Annotated in this window: 14 protein-coding genes; 6 read left to right on the forward strand and 8 right to left on the reverse strand. The window is 56.7% G+C overall.

The genetic code is table 11. The annotated features are described in order from the left end of the window. The first annotated feature begins 88 nt into the window (after window positions 1-88). The 3 genes from BS640_RS07790 to BS640_RS07800 all read left to right on the forward strand — a co-directional run bounded on the left by BS640_RS07790 (window position 89) and on the right by BS640_RS07800 (window position 3,548). A complete protein-coding gene (locus BS640_RS07790) occupies window positions 89-829 on the forward strand; it encodes an ABC transporter ATP-binding protein (protein WP_017492124.1) in 741 nt (246 codons plus the stop codon). A gap of 21 nt (window positions 830-850) precedes the next feature. Beyond that, window positions 851-1,831 carry an ABC transporter substrate-binding protein gene (locus tag BS640_RS07795; protein WP_017492125.1) on the forward strand — a complete coding sequence of 327 codons (981 nt, stop codon included), beginning with the start codon at window positions 851-853 and terminating at the stop codon, window positions 1,829-1,831. Between the two features lie 61 nt (window positions 1,832-1,892). Then, window positions 1,893-3,548 (forward strand): ABC transporter permease, encoded by a 1,656-nt coding sequence (locus tag BS640_RS07800; RefSeq protein ID WP_084912317.1) that lies wholly within the window; start codon window positions 1,893-1,895, stop codon window positions 3,546-3,548. Here BS640_RS07800 and BS640_RS07805 read toward each other — a convergent pair. Beyond that, the gene (locus BS640_RS07805; RefSeq protein WP_017492127.1) at window positions 3,520-4,359 is read right to left on the reverse strand and encodes a helix-turn-helix transcriptional regulator; all 840 of its coding nucleotides are present in this window, start codon (window positions 4,357-4,359) and stop codon (window positions 3,520-3,522) included. The two genes, BS640_RS07800 and BS640_RS07805, sit on opposite strands and share 29 nt — an antisense overlap. A gap of 126 nt (window positions 4,360-4,485) precedes the next feature. Here BS640_RS07805 and BS640_RS07810 point away from each other — a divergent pair, with 126 nt between their 5' ends. Continuing rightward, window positions 4,486-5,379 carry an SDR family oxidoreductase gene (locus BS640_RS07810; RefSeq protein ID WP_084912318.1) on the forward strand — a complete coding sequence of 298 codons (894 nt, stop codon included), beginning with the start codon at window positions 4,486-4,488 and terminating at the stop codon, window positions 5,377-5,379. On the opposite strand, the gene BS640_RS07815 is transcribed toward BS640_RS07810, so the two are convergent. Both BS640_RS07815 and BS640_RS07820 read right to left on the reverse strand, forming a co-directional pair. Further along, complete coding sequence (locus BS640_RS07815; protein WP_017492129.1) at window positions 5,376-6,737, reverse strand: HdeD family acid-resistance protein; 1,362 nt, start codon at window positions 6,735-6,737, stop codon at window positions 5,376-5,378. The two genes, BS640_RS07810 and BS640_RS07815, sit on opposite strands and share 4 nt — an antisense overlap. A gap of 87 nt (window positions 6,738-6,824) precedes the next feature. Continuing rightward, window positions 6,825-7,670, reverse strand: a complete 846-nt coding sequence (locus tag BS640_RS07820; protein ID WP_017492130.1) for a LysR family transcriptional regulator — start codon at window positions 7,668-7,670, stop codon at window positions 6,825-6,827. A 121-nt stretch (window positions 7,671-7,791) separates the two neighbouring features. On the opposite strand from BS640_RS07820, the gene BS640_RS07825 reads away from it, so the two are divergent. Then, the gene (locus BS640_RS07825; protein ID WP_084912319.1) at window positions 7,792-8,721 is read left to right on the forward strand and encodes an NADP-dependent oxidoreductase; all 930 of its coding nucleotides are present in this window, start codon (window positions 7,792-7,794) and stop codon (window positions 8,719-8,721) included. A gap of 19 nt (window positions 8,722-8,740) precedes the next feature. Here BS640_RS07825 and xdhC read toward each other — a convergent pair whose 3' ends face one another. The 5 genes from xdhC to guaD all read right to left on the reverse strand — a co-directional run bounded on the left by xdhC (window position 8,741) and on the right by guaD (window position 15,572). Continuing rightward, window positions 8,741-9,526: a xanthine dehydrogenase accessory protein XdhC gene (gene xdhC, locus BS640_RS07830; protein WP_017492132.1), complete on the reverse strand. Its 786-nt coding sequence runs from the start codon at window positions 9,524-9,526 to the stop codon at window positions 8,741-8,743. A gap of 12 nt (window positions 9,527-9,538) precedes the next feature. Then, a complete protein-coding gene (gene xdhB, locus BS640_RS07835; protein ID WP_084912320.1) occupies window positions 9,539-11,938 on the reverse strand; it encodes a xanthine dehydrogenase molybdopterin binding subunit in 2,400 nt (799 codons plus the stop codon). Continuing rightward, on the reverse strand, window positions 11,931-13,394 hold the full coding sequence (xdhA, locus tag BS640_RS07840; RefSeq protein WP_084912321.1) for a xanthine dehydrogenase small subunit: 1,464 nt from the start codon (window positions 13,392-13,394) through the stop codon (window positions 11,931-11,933). Before xdhA ends, xdhB begins: the two co-directional genes overlap by 8 nt. A gap of 139 nt (window positions 13,395-13,533) precedes the next feature. Beyond that, window positions 13,534-14,160 carry a TetR family transcriptional regulator C-terminal domain-containing protein gene (locus BS640_RS07845; protein WP_017492135.1) on the reverse strand — a complete coding sequence of 209 codons (627 nt, stop codon included), beginning with the start codon at window positions 14,158-14,160 and terminating at the stop codon, window positions 13,534-13,536. A gap of 86 nt (window positions 14,161-14,246) precedes the next feature. Beyond that, window positions 14,247-15,572, reverse strand: coding sequence for a guanine deaminase (guaD, locus tag BS640_RS07850; RefSeq protein ID WP_084912322.1), 1,326 nt, complete (start codon window positions 15,570-15,572; stop codon window positions 14,247-14,249). 343 nt (window positions 15,573-15,915) lie between these two features. Here guaD and kup point away from each other — a divergent pair, with 343 nt between their 5' ends. Next, a complete protein-coding gene (kup, locus tag BS640_RS07855) occupies window positions 15,916-17,784 on the forward strand; it encodes a low affinity potassium transporter Kup (RefSeq protein ID WP_084912323.1) in 1,869 nt (622 codons plus the stop codon). Window positions 17,785-17,969: the final 185 nt, after the last annotated feature.

A 17,969-nucleotide genomic window follows, 5' to 3' on the forward strand; every position in this document is an offset into this window, starting at 1 on the left:
GGATAGTCCCCATGCAATTACCTGCCTTCTGGCCGGTGGTGCGCGCCTGTGTGCTTTACGACGGAATCTATTCCGTGCGGGAGGCCAAATGCGCACACCGGTAACCGCACTCCCCGCCGCGATTCGTGTTGAACAGGTTTCACACCGTTACGGGACCACCACGGTGTTAAACAACGTCTGTCTCAAGGTTCCCAAAGGAACCATTATGGCGCTGCTGGGTCCTTCGGGATGCGGCAAAAGCACCCTGCTAAAATTGCTCGCCGGGCTGCTTCACCCTGACAGCGGTCGGCTCTTTTTTGGCGAACAGAAGGTGGTCGATGGCCGTTTTAGCCTGCCGCCGGAGAAGCGCAGCCTGGGCATGGTGTTTCAGGATTACGCCCTCTGGCCGCATATGACGGTCGGACAAAACGTCATCTTCCCCCTACAGATGCGCGGTGTTGCCCCAAAACAGCGCCAGCAACGCATGCTAGAAGCCCTGGACCGCGTCGGATTAGCTGATTTTCATCATCGCCGCCCTGCCGAGCTTTCCGGGGGGCAGCAACAGCGCGTGGCGTTAGCGCGTGCCATCGTGGCCGAGCCGCAAATCCTGCTGTTCGATGAACCGCTTTCCAATCTGGACCGTAATTTGCGCGAAAGCCTGTGTGAAGAAATGGCCGTTCTATTGCGCCAGTTGGGAACGACGGCGGTGTATGTCACGCACGATCCGCAGGAGGCGGAAACTCTGGCCCACTGCATTGCGCGAATGAATCAGGGTGCCATCGAACGCATCGACCTGCTGGACGGCAATCGGCAGTCAGGCCTTTCCCGTATTGATCCTTTTGTTGCTTAACCCTCTGGTGGAAATTAAAAAATGACGCATCACTCTTCTTTTATCAAAACAGGTTTACTGACGGCAATGACTCTCTCTTTTGCTCTGACCGCCGCCAGCGCCCAGGCGTTGACGGTTTATACGGCCGGTCCCGGTTCGCTGGCGAAAAAACTGGCGGCAGGCTATGAAAAACAGACCGGCGTTAAAGTAGAAATCTTTCAGGCGACCACGGGCAAAGTAATGGCCCGTCTGGACGCCGAGCAGGCAAATCCGCGCGCCGACGTGCTGATTTCTGCCTCCTGGGACACCGCAGGCAGCCTCGAAAAACGCGACGCGTTGTTGGCTTATGAGAGCCCGAATGCCGCCCATGTTCCCGCACAGTTTAAGACGCCCTATTATGTGGCGCAGGGGATATCAGCGTTGGGGATAGTCTGGAATACCCAGAGTGGGACACCCGAGCCGAAAGACTGGCAGGACTTGGCGCAACCGGCCTTTAAAGACAAGGTCACCACGCCGGACCCGTCGCTCTCCGGCGCATCGCTGGACTTGCTCGAAGGCCTGCAAAATGCCCACGGCGAGCAGGCATGGAAGCTGTTTGAGCAGCTAAAAACCAACGGCATGATTATTGCCGGCCCTAACGCCCAGGCACTGACGCCGGTGCTTCAGGGCGCGAAAGCCGCCGTATTTGGCGCAGTGGACTACGTTTCCTATAACAGCGTAGAGGCCGGAGAGGCCATCAAAGTGATTTTCCCCGCCAGCGGCACCGTTATCGCCCCGCGTCCGATGATGATCCTCAAGAGCAGCAAGGAACCAGCACAGGCCAAAGCCTTTATCGATTATGTCCTTTCACCCGAGGGCCAGAAGCTGGTTGCCGATGCCTGGCTGATGCCAGCGCGCGACGATGTCGATGCCAAACGTCCGCTGTTTAAAACGCTTAAAGTGCTGCCGACGGCGTCAACGGGAAGCGCCGACCGCCGTCAGCTCCTCGACAAGTTCGCGACCCTGTTCGCGGCAAACAACTGATTCAGCGCATTAATTACCGACCAATGACCGGCGACTCAACTCGCCGGTCGCGGGAGTCTCAATGAATAAAAATACGCTGCTGCCGGTATTTACCGGCGGGGCTCTGCTGTTTCTGGTCGCCGTCCCCGTCACCTTTGTGCTGCTGCAGGCGATTTTCCCTCATCTAGACCGGGGCACGTTTAACGCGCCTTTTAGCGCCTTCGGCAAACTGTTTGCTGATGCGCAATTTCCCACGTTGCTCTCAGGCACCCTGCGGCTCGGGCTAGGTGTTGCGCTGGCCACGGCGCTCATCGGCATTCCGCTGGGCACGCTGCGCGGGCTGTTTGCCCTGCCGTACGCCGCGCTGTGGGACGCCCTGTTCCTGATCCCGTTCCTTTTCCCGCCTTATCTGGCTGCGCTGGCGTGGATGCTGGCCCTACAGTCGCACGGCTATGTACAACAGCTGCTGGGCGTGAATCTCAACAACCTGCTGTTCTCAATGCCGGGAATGGTGATGGTGATGACGATGAACGTATTCCCGGTGGTCTATTTTGCCATTTCACGGAGCATGGCAGCCAGCGGCAGCCGTCTGGCCGATGTCGCACGGGTGCACGGCGCAGGGCCATGGCGAGCATTTTTCAGGATTTCCGTGCCCCTCGCACTGCCGTCGACAGCCTCTAGTCTGCTGTTGGCCTTTACCCTGTCGATTGAGGAGTACGGCGTACCTGCCGCCTTGGGCACACGCAGCGGCGTGGAGGTGCTAACCACCGGCATCGAACAACGCCTTGCCGACTGGCCGATTGATATGCCGGGCGCTGCCGGACTGTCGGTGATATTAGTGGCGATAGCCTGTTGCGCCTACTGGGTACAGCGCGCGTTAGTCGCCGGTAAAGACGTAGAAACCACCTCCGGCAAACCGATAGCCGTGGTACCCAAGCCGCTGGGGCGCGCACGTTTTCTGGTATTGGCGCTGTTTTCGCTGGTCGCATTAACGGCGGTTGGGCTGCCGCTGGCCTCGATTTTTGTCACTGCGTTTAGCCGCACTTTGTCGGGCGGCCTTGGCGTCAATAATCTGACGTTAGGGCATTACAAGGCGCTATTTGACCTTCAGGGCGATGCCCTCGGCGCGCTCGGCACCAGTCTGAGTCTGGCGTTAGGCACTGCGCTGGTTGTTGGCGTGGTGGGCCTGCTCGCTGCCTGGCTGGTCGTCGCAAGGCGGATACGTTTTGCCGCCTGCATCGATGCGCTATCGCTTCTCCCTGCGGCCCTGCCGGGTATCGTCGTCGGTGTAGGGCTGATCCTCGCCTGGAATCGCAGTTTTTGGCCCGTGACCCCCTATAACACCTGGGGCATTCTGCTGTTGGCCTACTGCTGTCTGCTGCTGCCGTATCCGGTACGCTACGTCAGCGCGGCCATGCGGCAGATTGGTAATAATCTCGAGGCCTCGGCGCGCGTTCACGGTGCCAGTGCGGCGCAGGCATTGCGGCTGATTCTGTTGCCGCTGGTGTGGCCAAGCCTGCTGGCCTCAATGATGATGGTCTTTGCCGTCGCCTCACGCGAGCTGGTCACGTCGTTGCTGCTGGCGCCGGCAGGGGTAGAAACTGTCTCGGTATTTGTCTGGCGGCAGTTTGAGCAGGGTTCGGTCGGAGACGGCATGGCGATGGCTAGCCTGGCTATCGCGCTGACCCTGATGGTGATGTTCCTGGCGGTCAGACTGCAAAACCGACGACTGTACTGAGCCGCAGCAACGCGTGAACGTTTTTTTTGTCGATTTCGGTTGAGGGATTATAAATCACCAGGCTCAGGTTGGGATTGCCCTCAACGGCGAATGACGAATAGTCGAGATGGATAAGCCCCACCCTGGCATGGTTGATGCGTTTGGTGCCCTCGCCGTGGTGACTGACGTTCTGGTCTAACCACAGCGCCTTGAATTCAGGGCTGGCGGCGTTCAGCTCTTCAATCAACGCCCGCGATGCGTCGGTCATGCCCGCTCTGGCGCTCTCGGCCCGAAACGTTGCCACCACGAAGCTCGCGACTTTTTCCCACTCCGGCATCACGGCGCGTTTACTCGGACAGCAGAACACCATGCGCAAAATGTTACGCTCCTCGTAGGTCATCTCAGCATAGTCGGCCAGCACAACGGACGCGGCGCGGTTCCAGGCAACCACGGTCCAATCGGCGGTTTTGACAAAAGCCGGGATATTCTCCATCGCATCGAGCAGCCGCTGGAGCTGGGCGGACACCGTTGCGGGAGGTTGATGATGCAGCTGCGGTGGCCGATTCTGCGCCAGCAGGAACAGATACTCGCGCTCGACGTCAGAGAGCGCCAGGGCGCGTGCCAGTCGTTCCAGCACGTCGCTTGACGGCGCTCCCTCGCGCCCCTGTTCGAGCCAGGTGTACCAGGTAGTGCTGACATTGGCCCGCAGAGCCACTTCTTCCCTTCGCAGCCCCGGCGTGCGCCTGCGGGTCATCGAGAACCCCAAACTGGCAGCATCGAGCCGACTGCGCCGGTCCTTGAGAAAATTTCCCAGCAGATTTTGCTCTGACATCGTGCCTCCGTTTAGCCTGTTAGTGGTTATACCCGTATAACGTCACGTCTTTAATCGACCGCCAACGCGCCTGTAAAGTCGCTGTAGAGTTCACGTCGCACACATTCATCTTAAGAGGATATTATCATGCGCGTATTTGTCACGGGAGCAACAGGATTTATTGGTTCTGCCGTTGTGCAGGAACTGTTGAACGCGGGTCATCAGGTGCTTGGCCTGGCCCGCAGCGAGTCGGCGGCCGAGGCATTACAGGCGGCGGGCGCTGAGCCTCATTTCGGCAGCCTTGACGATTTACCGAGCCTTAAACGCGGTGCGCAGGCGGCCGATGGCGTCATTCATACGGCCTTTATTCACGACTTCGCTCAGTTTGCCGCCTCGTGCGATACCGATTTAACGGCGATTCAGGCCTTGGGCGACGCGCTGGAAGGAACCCATAAGCCGTTGGTGGTCACTTCAGGAATTGCGCTTTTAGCGCAGGGCCAAGTCGGTAAAGAGACCGACCTTGCCAGCCCTGACGCGGCCGGCAAGCTGCGCGCCCGATCCGAACAGGCCGCGCTGGCGCTGGCTGAGCGCGGTGTGCGCAGTTCACTGGTGCGTCTGCCGCCTTCGGTTCACGGCGACGGCGACCACGCTTTCGTGCCTGCACTGATAGGCATTGCCAAAAGCCACGGCGTTTCCGGGTTTATTGGCGACGGTAACAACCGCTGGCCCGCGGTGCATCGTTTCGATGCGGCCAGATTATTTCGCCTGGCGCTGGAGCAAGCCCCGGCAGGCGCTATTTATCACGGCGTGGGTGACGAAGGCGTGCCAACCCGCGATATCGCTGAACTGATTGGCCGCGCGCTAAACCTGCCGGTCAAGTCTATCACCGCCGCTGACGCCGCGGAACATTTCGGCTGGCTGGGGCATTTCTTTGCGGTTGACGTTCCGGCGTCAAGTGCCATCACACAGTCAGCGCTGGGCTGGTCACCGACCCATAAATCGCTGCGCGAGGATCTCGAGTCAGGCAGCTACTTCGGCTAAGAATTTTTGGCGGCGGCGTCTTCGCGCCGCCACTCTTTTTTCAATGACTTAATGCGGTGACAAGCATGTTTCGCCAGTCTCAGCCAGGAAACCTGCCTCGGGTCGACCAGCATGCTGAGTGCGCGGGCATAGTCTAGCGTCAGGCCCGGCGTCCAGGCCATCGTTAACGCCCGCATCCTAATCTGTGAGGCGACCCACAGCTCCGGCGTCAGCAGCAGCCGCAGCATCACCAACGGTCCAAATCCCATTGATCGCGCGACTGCGCCTTCTATAGCGGCATCCAATGCGCGACTGACCGTGCTCGAACAGTTGCGATACGTCAGGTTGTAGGTGTCGTCCTGCCGGTAAAGCTGCCAAAATTCACTGAGTTTCTCGGCATTATAGTTTTTGATCATCACCTGAATATTTGACGGACACCACTCTTTGGCCTCGGTTTGATAATCCGGCAGGAAACGCCCCGCCACGTTATTCTCCGGCGTGGCGCGCAGCAATCGGGTAAAAGAATGGCTGGAGCGATCGATTTCCTCCTTAGGATAGAGGCTGATGTAAATCCCTTCAGGAGATTCCAGCGCTGAATGCCCGGTCGAAATCACCCCGTTGGTATCGACGGCGGCAATATAACGGTCGACTATCATTTGACGCCGCGCGGGGGCCTTTGAACTGCCCATCGGCGTCCAGATATGCACCGTCAACGCCTTCACCGAGGTTGAATGACTGTCCAGGACCACCGGGGTCTTATCGTTCTCTTTTCCGAGTAATTTGGGGCCAATTATCGGATTACCCATCGCCACAAACCCAGGATTCACCATCATTCGCCGTACATTTAGCGCAATACGCACAAAATTGAGGCCGGCAAAGAACAGGAACAATCCCAGGAAATACGGCAGCGTACCGTGATAGTTGGTCGGATAAGGCTGGAAGAAAAAGATCGCCAGCAGGATTTCAATCATCCCGCCAATTGCCGCGGCCCGCCAGCGACGATAGCGCACCACCCAGGCAGAGGTCAGCTGCAAAAGCCCATCGGCCAGAAACAAGAAACCAAACAGCATCGAGAGGATGAAATGGCCGTGATAATCGCTGGCTAAAATCAGCACCGCGCAGATAACGACCACGGTGCCTTTCACGTAGCGCAGCGTCTTCTGACCGCCGACTCCCGCCCAGGCGACGGCGAGGGTAAAGCAGCCGTCTATCAGTAACAGCCAGGCAAAAAAAGCGATGGGGAAGTTAATCGCGTCGTCAAGCCCGTCGACAAAGACGGCAACGCCGCTAATCAGCCATAAAATTCCCACCGACATCAGGCTACGCCAACGGCCACGCAAGTATTCAACGCCCAGTAACAGCAGTACCAACCGCGCCATATTTTGCCTGCTTATCTTGAGGGAGCTTTAAATTAAGAAAAACAGGTAGCAAGAATTTAAGCAAATTTATCACGTTATATTTTTGATCTAGGGTGAAAAATGTTCCTCAAGCAGGGTCATAAACGCCCGGGTACGCAAGCTGAGATGGCGGCGGCTCGGGTAGAGAAACCAGAAATTAATCTCGCCGTCTATCTGCTCGCCCAATGAAACCAGCGTGCCGTTTTTAATATCCTCGCCAATCACGATCAGCGGTAATAGTGCCGCGCCTGCCCCGGCCAGCACCGCGTCGTAAATCATCGTCGGAGACGACAGCCGCATCACCTCCCGCGTTTCCACCTGATGCTCCACGCCTTGATGCCTTATCTCGAGACGCTTTTCTCGGTAAAGGTTGCCGAGCGCGATAAAAGGCAGCGGCGCTCCCTGCACATCCGGACGGCAAACCAGCAGCACGGTATCGCTCAAAATACGTTTCCCCATCAGCTCCTCGTCCACCGAGGGCTGCGCGCGAAGTACCGCGTCATAACCCTCGCGAACGGGGTCCACGCGCCGGTCTTCCGCCACCACCTCGAGCTGAACGTCAGGATAAAGTCGGGCATAGCGTGCGGCAATCTCGCCAAACGAGGAGTTTGCCATTATGGTCGGTACGCTGATGCGCAGCTTGCCCGAAGGCGACAGTCGACGCGTGCCGAGCACCTCTGCCAAATCGTCCAATTCAGCCAGCAGCGGCTGGGACTTCTCGAGCAGAAAACGGCCCTCGTCGGTCAGGCGAAAACCGGTCTGGGTGCGTTCAAGCAGGCGCACGTCAAGTTGCTCCTCCAGCTGGCGAACGTGGCGGGAAAGGCTGGTTTTCGCGATGCCGGTCTTACGGCTGGCGGCACCAAATCCCCCCTCTGCGGCGACGGCAACAAAACTCTTTAAGCCATTTAGATCCATATACTGCCCCATATTTGGCACAAGCTGTGCCGATCATTGCATCTGCCAAACCATTTTTAAAACATTTATTGTTGTCTTATTCCGACAGTATCCAAACGGTATTCAAACAGGAGTTTTCAAAATGACAACCACTAACCAGGCAGTACGTTTCCATCAGTATGGCGGCAAAGAGGCGGTAAAGGTTGAAGATGTCACTCTGCCCGAAGCGCAGGGCCCGCTTGTGGTGGTTCGCGTTATCAGTGCAGGCGTGAATCCGGTGGACAAAAAAGTGCGCAGCGGCATGCTGAGTGCGGCGTTCCCGCTTCAGTTTCCAGTGACCTCGGGCAGCGAGATTTCAGGCGTCATCACCTCTGTTTCAGACGACGTGACGGCGTTTAAAAGCGGTGACCGCGTTATGGGGCTGACCGGCAATCAGGGCGGCTTCGCTCATTACATCAGCATTGATGCGTCACAACTGGTCAAGATTCCAGACGGCCTCTCTGACGCCGTAGCCAGTGCGTTGCCGGTCAGCGGTCTGACGGCGTGGCAGGCGTTGTTTGAACAAGGGCAACTGCGTGAAGGTCAACGGGTCTTGATACATGGCGCGGCTGGCGGCGTCGGCTCCCTCGCCGTTCAGCTTGCGCATCGGGCGGGTGCCAAGGTGTTCGCCACCGCTTCGCCGAAAAACCATGATTATCTGCGTCGCCTCGGGGCTGACGAGGTCATCGATTATCATCAACCCTCGGCGTTTGCTGACGTCAGAGAGATTGATTTACTGCTGGATTTTGCCGGTGCAGGTTATGAAAATCTGGGTCAGACGCTTAAACCCGCGGCCCGCGTTGTGAGTGCCGTCAGGCCAGATATTGCGGCGCTGGTGACGAGCCAGACGCCGCCGGTTTTCCTGCAAATGCACGGCGATAATGCCCTGCTTAGCGAGCTGGCACAGCAGGTCGCCCACGGCACACTGCATCTACGTTTAGGGCCGGTGTATCCTTTTGCAGAGGCCGCGGAGGCCATCGAGCAGCAGAGTGCCGGTCAAACAGGTCGCGCGACGTTGGCCGTCGCAGGCTGATTTACGGCGTAATCACCGGCTAACGCTGTTGGCCTGCCGCTGAATAGGCGGCGATAAACTCCCCGGCAATCGCCACGGCGATTTCTGCCGGGAGTTTTCCTTTAACGTCCGGCAACCCTACCGGACAACGCATTCTTGCCAGACTTTCTCCGCTTATCCCCTTACCCGTTAACCGATAATCAAACCTTTTACGTTTGGTATCGGAACCAATCAGCCCAAAGTAGGCGAAATCATTACGCTTGAGGATTTTCTCGCTCAGCGCCAAGTCAAGCTGATGATCGTGGGTAAGCACGATGAAATACCCGTTGGCGGGCATCTGTTGCACGGTTTCTTCGGGGTCTTCGTCGACGATGCAGGTAATCTGCGGGTCAACGTGCGCGGGAAACTCGCTGGCGCGTGAATCGACCCAGGTAATGCGGCACGGCAGCGTTGAGAGAATGGCGACCAGCGCCCGCCCAACGTGCCCTGCGCCGTAAACAATAGCCTGCGGCTGTGGCTGACACAGCGGTTCGAAGAGCACCGTGGCCACGCCGCCGCAGCACTGTCCCAGCCGCGCCCCCAGATTGAAGCGTTCAATGCGGCTCTCCTGCGCACCGCCCTTTATCATTTCACGCGCGATAGCGGTGGCCTGAAACTCCAGATTACCGCCACCGAGGGTAAAATATTGACGCTCGGCGGTAATAATCATCTTACAGCCGCTGTTGCGCGGCGTAGAACCCTGATGCTCAACCAGCGTCATCATCACGCAAGGCTCCCTGCGCTGTTGCAGCTGAGTGAGTTGGGTAATCCAGTCATCGGTGCGCATAGGTCCTCCTGCTTATTGGGCGGTTAATGCCGCATTGGTGACAACGTCACTCATGGACTGTAAATGTTCCTGCAACCGCGTTACCCCGCGCAACACCCGCTCTGGAGTGGCAGGCGCATCCAGCTCAGGCAGAAGTCGGTAATCCGCTACGCTAGCGATAGCATCCTTGATGGCACACCACACAGAAATGCCGAGCATAAACGGCGGTTCGCCTACCGCCTTGGAATGGAACACAGTGTCTTCCGGGTTTTTACGGTTTTCGACCAGCTTGACGCGTAGATCCTGAGGCACGTCGGCGATGGCGGGTATCTTGTAGCTGGCAGGACCGCTGGTCTCAAGACGGCCTTTGCTGCTCCATACCAGCTCTTCGCAGGTCAACCAGCCCATTCCCTGCACGAATCCACCTTCCACCTGACCTATATCAATCGCCGGATTCAGTGAGTCTCCCACGTCATGCAAAATATCGGCCCGCAGCAGCCTGTACTCTCCGGTGAGGGTATCAATCAGCACCTCTGAACAGGCCACACCGTAGGAGAAATAGTAGAAAGGATGGCCGGCCGCTTTGCTGCGATCGTAGAAAATCTTTGGCGTTTTATAGAAACCGGTGCTCGACAGCGGCACCTGATTAAGCCACGCCTCCTGCACCACCTGCTGGAAGGTAAAATACTGCTCTTTGACCCGCACCTGCCCGTTGCTAAAGGCAATATCGGCCTCTTCGGCCTGATAATTTTTCTTCAGCATCTCTACCAGCCGGGACTTGATAATCTCGGCGGCATTCTGCGCGGCTTTGCCGTTCAGGTCAGCGCCTGACGATGCCGCCGTTGGTGAGGTATTCGGCACTTTCCCGGTATCGGTGGCGGTAATCTGAATCTGCGCCAGCGGCACCTGAAAGACTTCGGCCACCACCTGCGCCACCTTGGTATTCAGCCCCTGTCCCATCTCGGTGCCGCCGTGGTTAAGCTGAATACTGCCGTCGGTGTAAACCAGTACCAGCGCACCGGCCTGATTGAGAAAACTGGCGGTAAACGAGATACCAAACTTGACCGGCGTCAGCGCCAGGCCTTTTTTGAGGTACGGACTACGCTGGTTATAGGCTTTTATCGCCTCGCGTCGTGCCGCATAGTCTGCGCTCTGCTCAAGCTCGGCGGTCATCTCCTCCAGCAGATTCTGTTCGACCTTCTGGTAGTAATGGGTGACATTGCGCTGCTCCTTGCCGTAGTAGTTCAGTTTGCGAACAGCCAGCGGATCACGTCCTCTTTCACGCGCGATATGGTCGATGATGTGCTCAATGGCGACCATGCCCTGCGGGCCGCCGAATCCGCGATAGGCGGTGTTCGAGGCGATGTGGGTTTTACAGCGATAGCCTGTGATAGTGGCGTCGCCGAGGTAGTAGGCATTGTCGGCGTGAAACATCGCACGGTCGATAATCGAGCCTGATAAATCCAGCGAATAGCCGCAGTTGCCGGCCAGCTTTATCTCGATGCCTTGAATCAGCCCACGGTCGTCATAGCCGACGTCATAACTCACGTAAAAAGGGTGACGCTTGCCGGTTATCATCATGTCGTCCTGACGCGAGAGGCGCATTTTTACCGGTCTGCCGGTGAGATGCGCCGCCAACGCAGCCAGACAGGCCGTGCCCGCTGCCTGCGTCTCTTTGCCACCGAAGCCTCCGCCCATGCGCCGCATATCAACCACGACCTTGTGCATCGGCAAATCCAGCACCGAGGCCACCAGTTTTTGCACCTCGGTCGGATGCTGGGTGGAACTGTAGACCAGCATCGCACCGTCTTCGCCCGGCATCACTGTGGCAATTTGCGTTTCGAGGTAGAAATGTTCCTGCCCGCCTATCTCCAGTTCCCCCTGCAACCGATGCGGCGCCTTCGCCAATGCGGCCGCAGAGTCGCCGCGCTGGTGCACGTGCGGCTCTTCGACCCAGAACTCTTCGGCCAGCGCCTGTTTCACGCTGAGTACCGCATCAAGCTCGCGGTATTCAATGATGGCCGCCGCTGCCGCCAGGCGGGCAGCCTCCTGACTGGTCGCCGCCACCGCCAAAATCACCTGCCCGAAATATTCAATTCGGTCTTTGGCCATCAGCGGATCGCCGTGGGTCAGCGGCGCGATATCCAGAGAGCCTGGCACGTCGTCGGCGGTCAACACTCGCACCACTCCAGGCACAGCGAAGCAAGGCTCGATGTCAATACGCAGGATTTCGGCGTGTGCGACGTCGCTCAGGCGCGGCGCGAGATGCAGCTGATTGGGAAATTCCTGCCGGTCGTCAATGTAAATCGCCTCACCGCTGACGTGTTTGTCGGCACTCTCGTGCTTCATGCTTTTACCGGTACCGCTGGATAACCCAGCGCGGAACAGCGCGGCCATTTCCTGTTGTGAAGGCGTCGGTTGAGATTTAGACATACTGAGTCACTCGCATCAGGGTTTCGGGAGAGGTAGTTTCTATCAGGCAACGGCGCAGCAGGTTTTTCGCGACCTGCATACGGTATTCCTGGCTAGCGCGGAAATCACCGATCGGCTGAAAGTCTTGCATCAGCGCCTGACAGGCGCGCTCAACGGTGGCGGCCTGCCACGGCTGGCCAAGCAGCTGCTGTTCGCAGTTTTCCGCCCGCTTGGCGATGGCCGCCATGCCGCCATAGGCTATCGTGACCCGCGTCACCACGCCGTCGGTCACCTCGAGATTGAACGCGCCACACACCGCTGAAATATCGTCGTCGAGGCGCTTGGAAACCTTATAGACCTTGAGCGTGCTGCCCGCTGCACGGGGAATAACGACCTGTTCAATAAACTCACTGGATTGCAGCGCAGTGTGTTTGTAGCCAAGATAAAACTGCTCCAGCGGCAGCGTTCGACGCTGTGAACCGCGACGAAGCACTAATGATGCACCGAGGGCCAACAGCACCGGTCCACCGTCGCCAATCGGAGAGGCGTTGGCAATGTTGCCGCCAAAGGTGCCTTGATTGCGGATCTGCTGCGAGGCAAAACGCTCGAGCAAGGCACCAAAATCAGGAAACTCGCGGGCCAAAAACGGCATGCAGTCGCTGAGCGTTGCCGCTGCCCCAATAAGCAGGTTCGTGTCGGTCACAGCCAGCATTTTCATCTCGGGAATGTGGCTGACAGAAATCAGCTGCGTCAGCCGATGGTGACGCTGGGTCACCTCAAGCGCCAAATCGGTGCCTCCGGCGACCAACCGCGCATCAGGATTCGCAGTATAGGCGGCGGCCAATTCATCGACCGTCGAGGGCAACAGGCTAAGGTCGCCTTCGCGCTGGGTAATTTGACCGGCTACCGGGCTAATCGCCCGCAGGCGCTCAAGGGTCATTTTCTCTGCGCGGTCAAACTGGTCGGCGGGAGGCTGCTGGCAGGCGGCAAAGGCCGCATCGACAATCGGGCGATAACCGGTGCAGCGGCACAGGTTGCCCGAAAGCGCGTGCAGCACCTCTTCACGCTCAACGCCGCGTTTGACTGCAAAATGTTCTTTCTGCTGGTGATTCTTTTGCAATGCGAACAGTGACATCACGAAACCGGGCGTGCAGAAACCACACTGTGAAGCGTGATTGTCCACCATCGCCTGCTGCACGCTGTGCAACCGCCCCTGATGCTTGAGGTCTTCAACGGTGATCAACTGTTTACCCTGTATTGCAGACATAAACGTCAGGCAGGCGTTGATTGGGGTATAGCGTAACGACTCACCCTGCGGTTCGGCCAGTACCACGGTGCAAGCCCCGCAGTCTCCGGAAGCACAGCCCTCTTTCGTGCCACAGCGCCCCGCCTCTCGACGCAGATACTCTAATACCGTGGTGTCCGGCGACAAGGTGGCTTCCTGCTGTAAACGGTCATTTAATAAAAATTGGATCATGGGAATATCCTGCTCACATTGCGCAGCCAACGGGCCGCAATCAAACAAACCAATCGATTTGTACAACTGGTCAAACTTTAATTAAAAAATAAGCAATATTGATGCCAACAATATGACAGGGTTAATTTTTATCACTGAGTTATAGAACGCTGCCTCGCAGAATAAGTGTAGTTACCTCATTAATAATATGTTCACGGTTTTGATGACTGTCGGTGATGTCGCGGTACATGCGATTAACCTGCACCGCGAAGTCGGCGTAATATTGGGTCACCGCCCAGATGTTCATAATGAACAGGCGAGCATCAAGCGGGCGGAGTTTGCCTTGTTCAATCCATTGATTAATCAGGTTCTCCTTGTTAACTATCTTGGCAATCGCCTCGGGCCAGTACTTTTCGAGATAGTGGGCACCGCTCAATACTTCGCTGGTGAAGATGCGCGACAGTTCGGGCTGGTTGAATGAGAAGTTCAGCTTATTGCGAATATAGCGGCTCAGTACCGCCTCTGGCTCCACCAGGCTGTGGTCAAATTTAATGATTTCACCCCAGACGCTGAGCACCTTTTGCAGGAGCTCCTCATAGAGCTCTTCCTTGCCCGCAATGTAATAGTGCAGCTGGGTTTTTTTCATCCCTGCCCGCTGCGCAATCGCTTGCGTGGTTGCACCTTGAAAACCCTTCTCACTAAATTCGGCGATCGCCGCGGCGTGAATGCTCTCGATCATCCGTTCACGGGCCATTCTTACCCGGCTGCTGCTGGTTTCACTGTTCATATTGGGTGCATTTTTTCCCTGTTTTTGCCTCTTTATTGCCCATAGGGTGCCGTTTCACGGCACCCCTGATATTTATACAGTGCTTTTTACGCCGGGCGTTGGTAAACCACTTTGCCATCTACCAGCGTGCGGTAGATGTTGCGGTCATCGCCGAGCGTCATCAGCACGAACAGCTTCTCGGACAGCGTTTTACTGTTGCTGGAACGCAGCTGTTGAAGCGCGGTTGCGCCGGGATCCAGCACCACCAAATCAGCCTCTTTACCGCCGTCAAAGTTGCCGATTTTGTCGTCGAGATGCAGTGAGCGTGCGCCCCCCAACGTGGCGTGATAAAAAGCTTCAAATGCCGACAGTCGGTACTTTTGCAACTGCCCAACCTTATAAGCCTCGCCCAACGTTTGCAGCATATTGAAGGTGGTACCCGCGCCTACGTCTGTGCCCATGCCGAGACGCACCTGCTTGTGCCATGATGCCTGTAGATTAAACAAACCACTGCCGAGAAACAGGTTGGAGGTCGGGCAAAAGGCAATGCTTGAATCCGTTTCGCTCAGACAGTCCCACTCATCTTCGTGAAGGTGCAAACAGTGCGCAAATACGCAGCGCGACCCGGTCAGGTTGTAGTGGTGATAAACGTCGAGATAGCGTTCATGCTCGGGATACAGCGACTTCACCCATGAAATTTCATCGGTATTTTCACTAAGATGGGTCTGCAAATAGATATCGGGAAAGTCCGCCTTGATGGCGCGCACTTTTTCAAGCAGCTCGGGTGACGAGGTGGGCACAAAGCGCGGCGTCAACGCATAGCTGAGGCGTTTATGGTTATGCCAGCGGCTAATCAGCGTGCGGGTATCGCGGTCACTCTGCTCCGGCGTTTCCAGTACCGCTTCGGGGGCATGTTTGTCCATCATTACCTTTCCGGCGATGAGGCGCATATTGAGCGAGGCTGCGACGGTGAAGAGCGCGTCAACCGATTGCGGATGTACGGTGCCAAACACCAGCGCGGTTGTCGTGCCGTTATTAAGCAACTGATCGATGAAAAACTGCGACATTTTGTGCGCATACTCGAGGTCATGATACTGGGCCTCGGTCGGGAAGGTATATTCGTTCAACCACTCCAGCAGCTGTTCGCCGTAGGCACCGATCATTTCGGTTTGCGGGTAGTGAATGTGGGTGTCAATAAAGCCGGGAACAATCAGTTTTTCGCGGTAGTCATCGAGGGGGATCGCCGTAACGCTCTCGGCGAGGCGTCTTTCGCCCTCTTCGCGAGACCCAAGCCAGACGATTTTTCCGCCGTTTAGCAACATAATACCGTCTTCGAGATAGCGAGCGCTGGCCTCAACATCCGCAGAAGAAGACACTACTTCACTGAAATCAAAGAAATTTCCACGAAGAGCGCGGGTGATAGTCTGGGTCATAAATTTTACCTGTCATTGTGTATGACGAAAGAGATGTCACACCGATTCAATAGAATACGTGTTGTTATAGTCCTTAAATTCAAAGCAAGCGTTGTGCCAGTAGTTTGACCGATTGGTCAAGCCAACTGGATGTCAGTATAAATTACTGAATAAAAAGTTTTTATTTAGAGTCGTTGCAGCACGATTTAATCAGGTCGATGCTAAAATCTATCAATCTGTGATTTAATTTTTTAAAAGCTGACTTTTAAAATTTAATAAAAGATAAAAAGTGGTGCAACCTTGCACCAGCAACAGGCATTGTTGCTTTTAAGAGCGTCACGGAAGACTTCAGTTTGAGGAAGTTATGGCGACACATGAGAAGCAATCCCTGGCTATCGTCACGCTGACGGCCATTGGCGTCGTTTATGGCGATATCGGCACCAGCCCGCTCTATACCCTGCGCGAGTGTTTGGCCGGTGAATGGGGCGTGGGCATCAATCAAACCTCGGTTTATGGTTTTCTTTCGCTGATTTTCTGGCTATTGACCAGCGTGGTTTCCATCAAGTATTTACTGTTCGTACTGCGTGCCGACGACGCGGGCGAAGGCGGTATTTTGACGCTGATGTCGCTGGCCGGGCGCAACATCGATGCACGCTATATGCCACTGGTTATCGTCATGGGGCTTATCGGCGGCAGTTTCTTCTACGGTGACGGGGTGATCACCCCGGCTATCTCGGTGATGTCGGCCATTGAAGGGATGGAAATCATTGCGCCGAATCTCACCCGCTACGTTGTGCCGCTCTCGGTGATCATTCTGACGCTGTTATTCGTGATTCAAAAACACGGCACCGGCAGCATCGGCAAGCTTTTCGCGCCTGTCATGATGCTGTGGTTTATCACGCTGGCGGTCCTGGGGATACGCGGCATCATGGAGTATCCCCAGGTCCTCCATGCGCTGAACCCCTACTGGGCGATTAACTTCTTCGTCCAATACAAGCTGGTGTCATTCTTCGCGCTCGGTGCGGCAGTGCTTTCCGTCACGGGTGCCGAGGCGCTTTACGCCGACATGGGACACTTCAACCGTTCGTCGATTCGCATTGCCTGGTTTTCGATTGTGCTGCCGTCGCTGGTCCTGAACTATTTTGGTCAGGGCGCACTGCTGTTGCAGCATCCCGAGGCTATCAAGAACCCGTTCTTCCTGCTGGCGCCGGAATGGGCGCTGATTCCGCTGTTGGTACTGGCGGCATTCGCGACGGTGATCGCCTCGCAGGCGGTAATTTCGGGCGTGTTCTCTCTGACGCGCCACGCAGTTCGCCTGGGCTATCTGCCGCCGATGCGCATTATCTACACCTCAGACAAAGAGTCGGGTCAAATTTATATTCCCGCCATCAACTGGATGCTGTATCTGGCCGTGCTGATAGTCATCGCCAGCTTTAAAAGCTCGAGCAATCTGGCAGCGGCCTACGGTATCGTGGTCACGGGCACCATGGCGCTAACCTCGGTCCTGTTCTGTCTGGTGACGGTGCACAACTGGCAATGGAATCGCTGGGCGGTTGCTCTGCTGCTGGCGTTACTCTTGGTGATTGACCTCCCCCTGTTCGGCGCAAACCTGATCAAAATTATGGCCGGCGGCTGGCTGCCTATCTGCATCGGTATCGGCTTCCTGGTGGTGATGACCACCTGGCGCACCGAGCGATTCAACGTGCTGCGAAAGCTGTCGGAGCACGGCAATTCGCTGAGCGCGATGATAACCTCGCTGGAAAAGAACCCGCCGGTGCGGGTGCCCGGTACCGCCGTTTACCTTTCACGCGTTGTGAACGTTATTCCGACTGCGCTTCTGCACAATATGAAGCATAACAAGGTGTTGCATGAGCGCGTGGTGCTGCTGACCATCCGTACCGAAGAGGTACCGTATGTGCCTAACGTGCGGCGCGTTGAGATAGAGCAGCTGTCGCCGAGCTTCTGGCGCGTGGTGGCGAGTTACGGGTGGCGAGAAAAGCCGAATATGGAGGGAATTTTTCATCGTTGCAGCGTCGAAGGACTTAACTGCCCGATGATGCAGACCTCGTTCTTTATGTCGCACGAGGCGCTGATTTTGGGCAAACGCCCGTGGCATCATAAAATTCGCGGCATGCTGTTTCTGGCGTTGGCGCGGAATGCGCTGCGATCCCCGGACCTGTTCGAGCTGCCGCCCAACCGAGTTATCGAGCTGGGCACGCAAATGGACATCTGACTACTTCAACAACACTTCATACTGCGGGTTAAACTCGTCAAAAATTGGCAACGCGGCCGCGCCTAGAGCGGCCGTATCGCCCGGTCATGCCGATACCGGCTCCAAACCACATCCCTCATAGGCCGCCTGTAGCGATAAATAACGTCCGGCAGGGTGATGCATTTCATGTGGCGGAGGGCCCGGTG

This window comes from Rouxiella badensis (assembly GCF_002093665.1).
Taxonomy (GTDB): Bacteria; Pseudomonadota; Gammaproteobacteria; order Enterobacterales; family Enterobacteriaceae; genus Rouxiella; species Rouxiella badensis.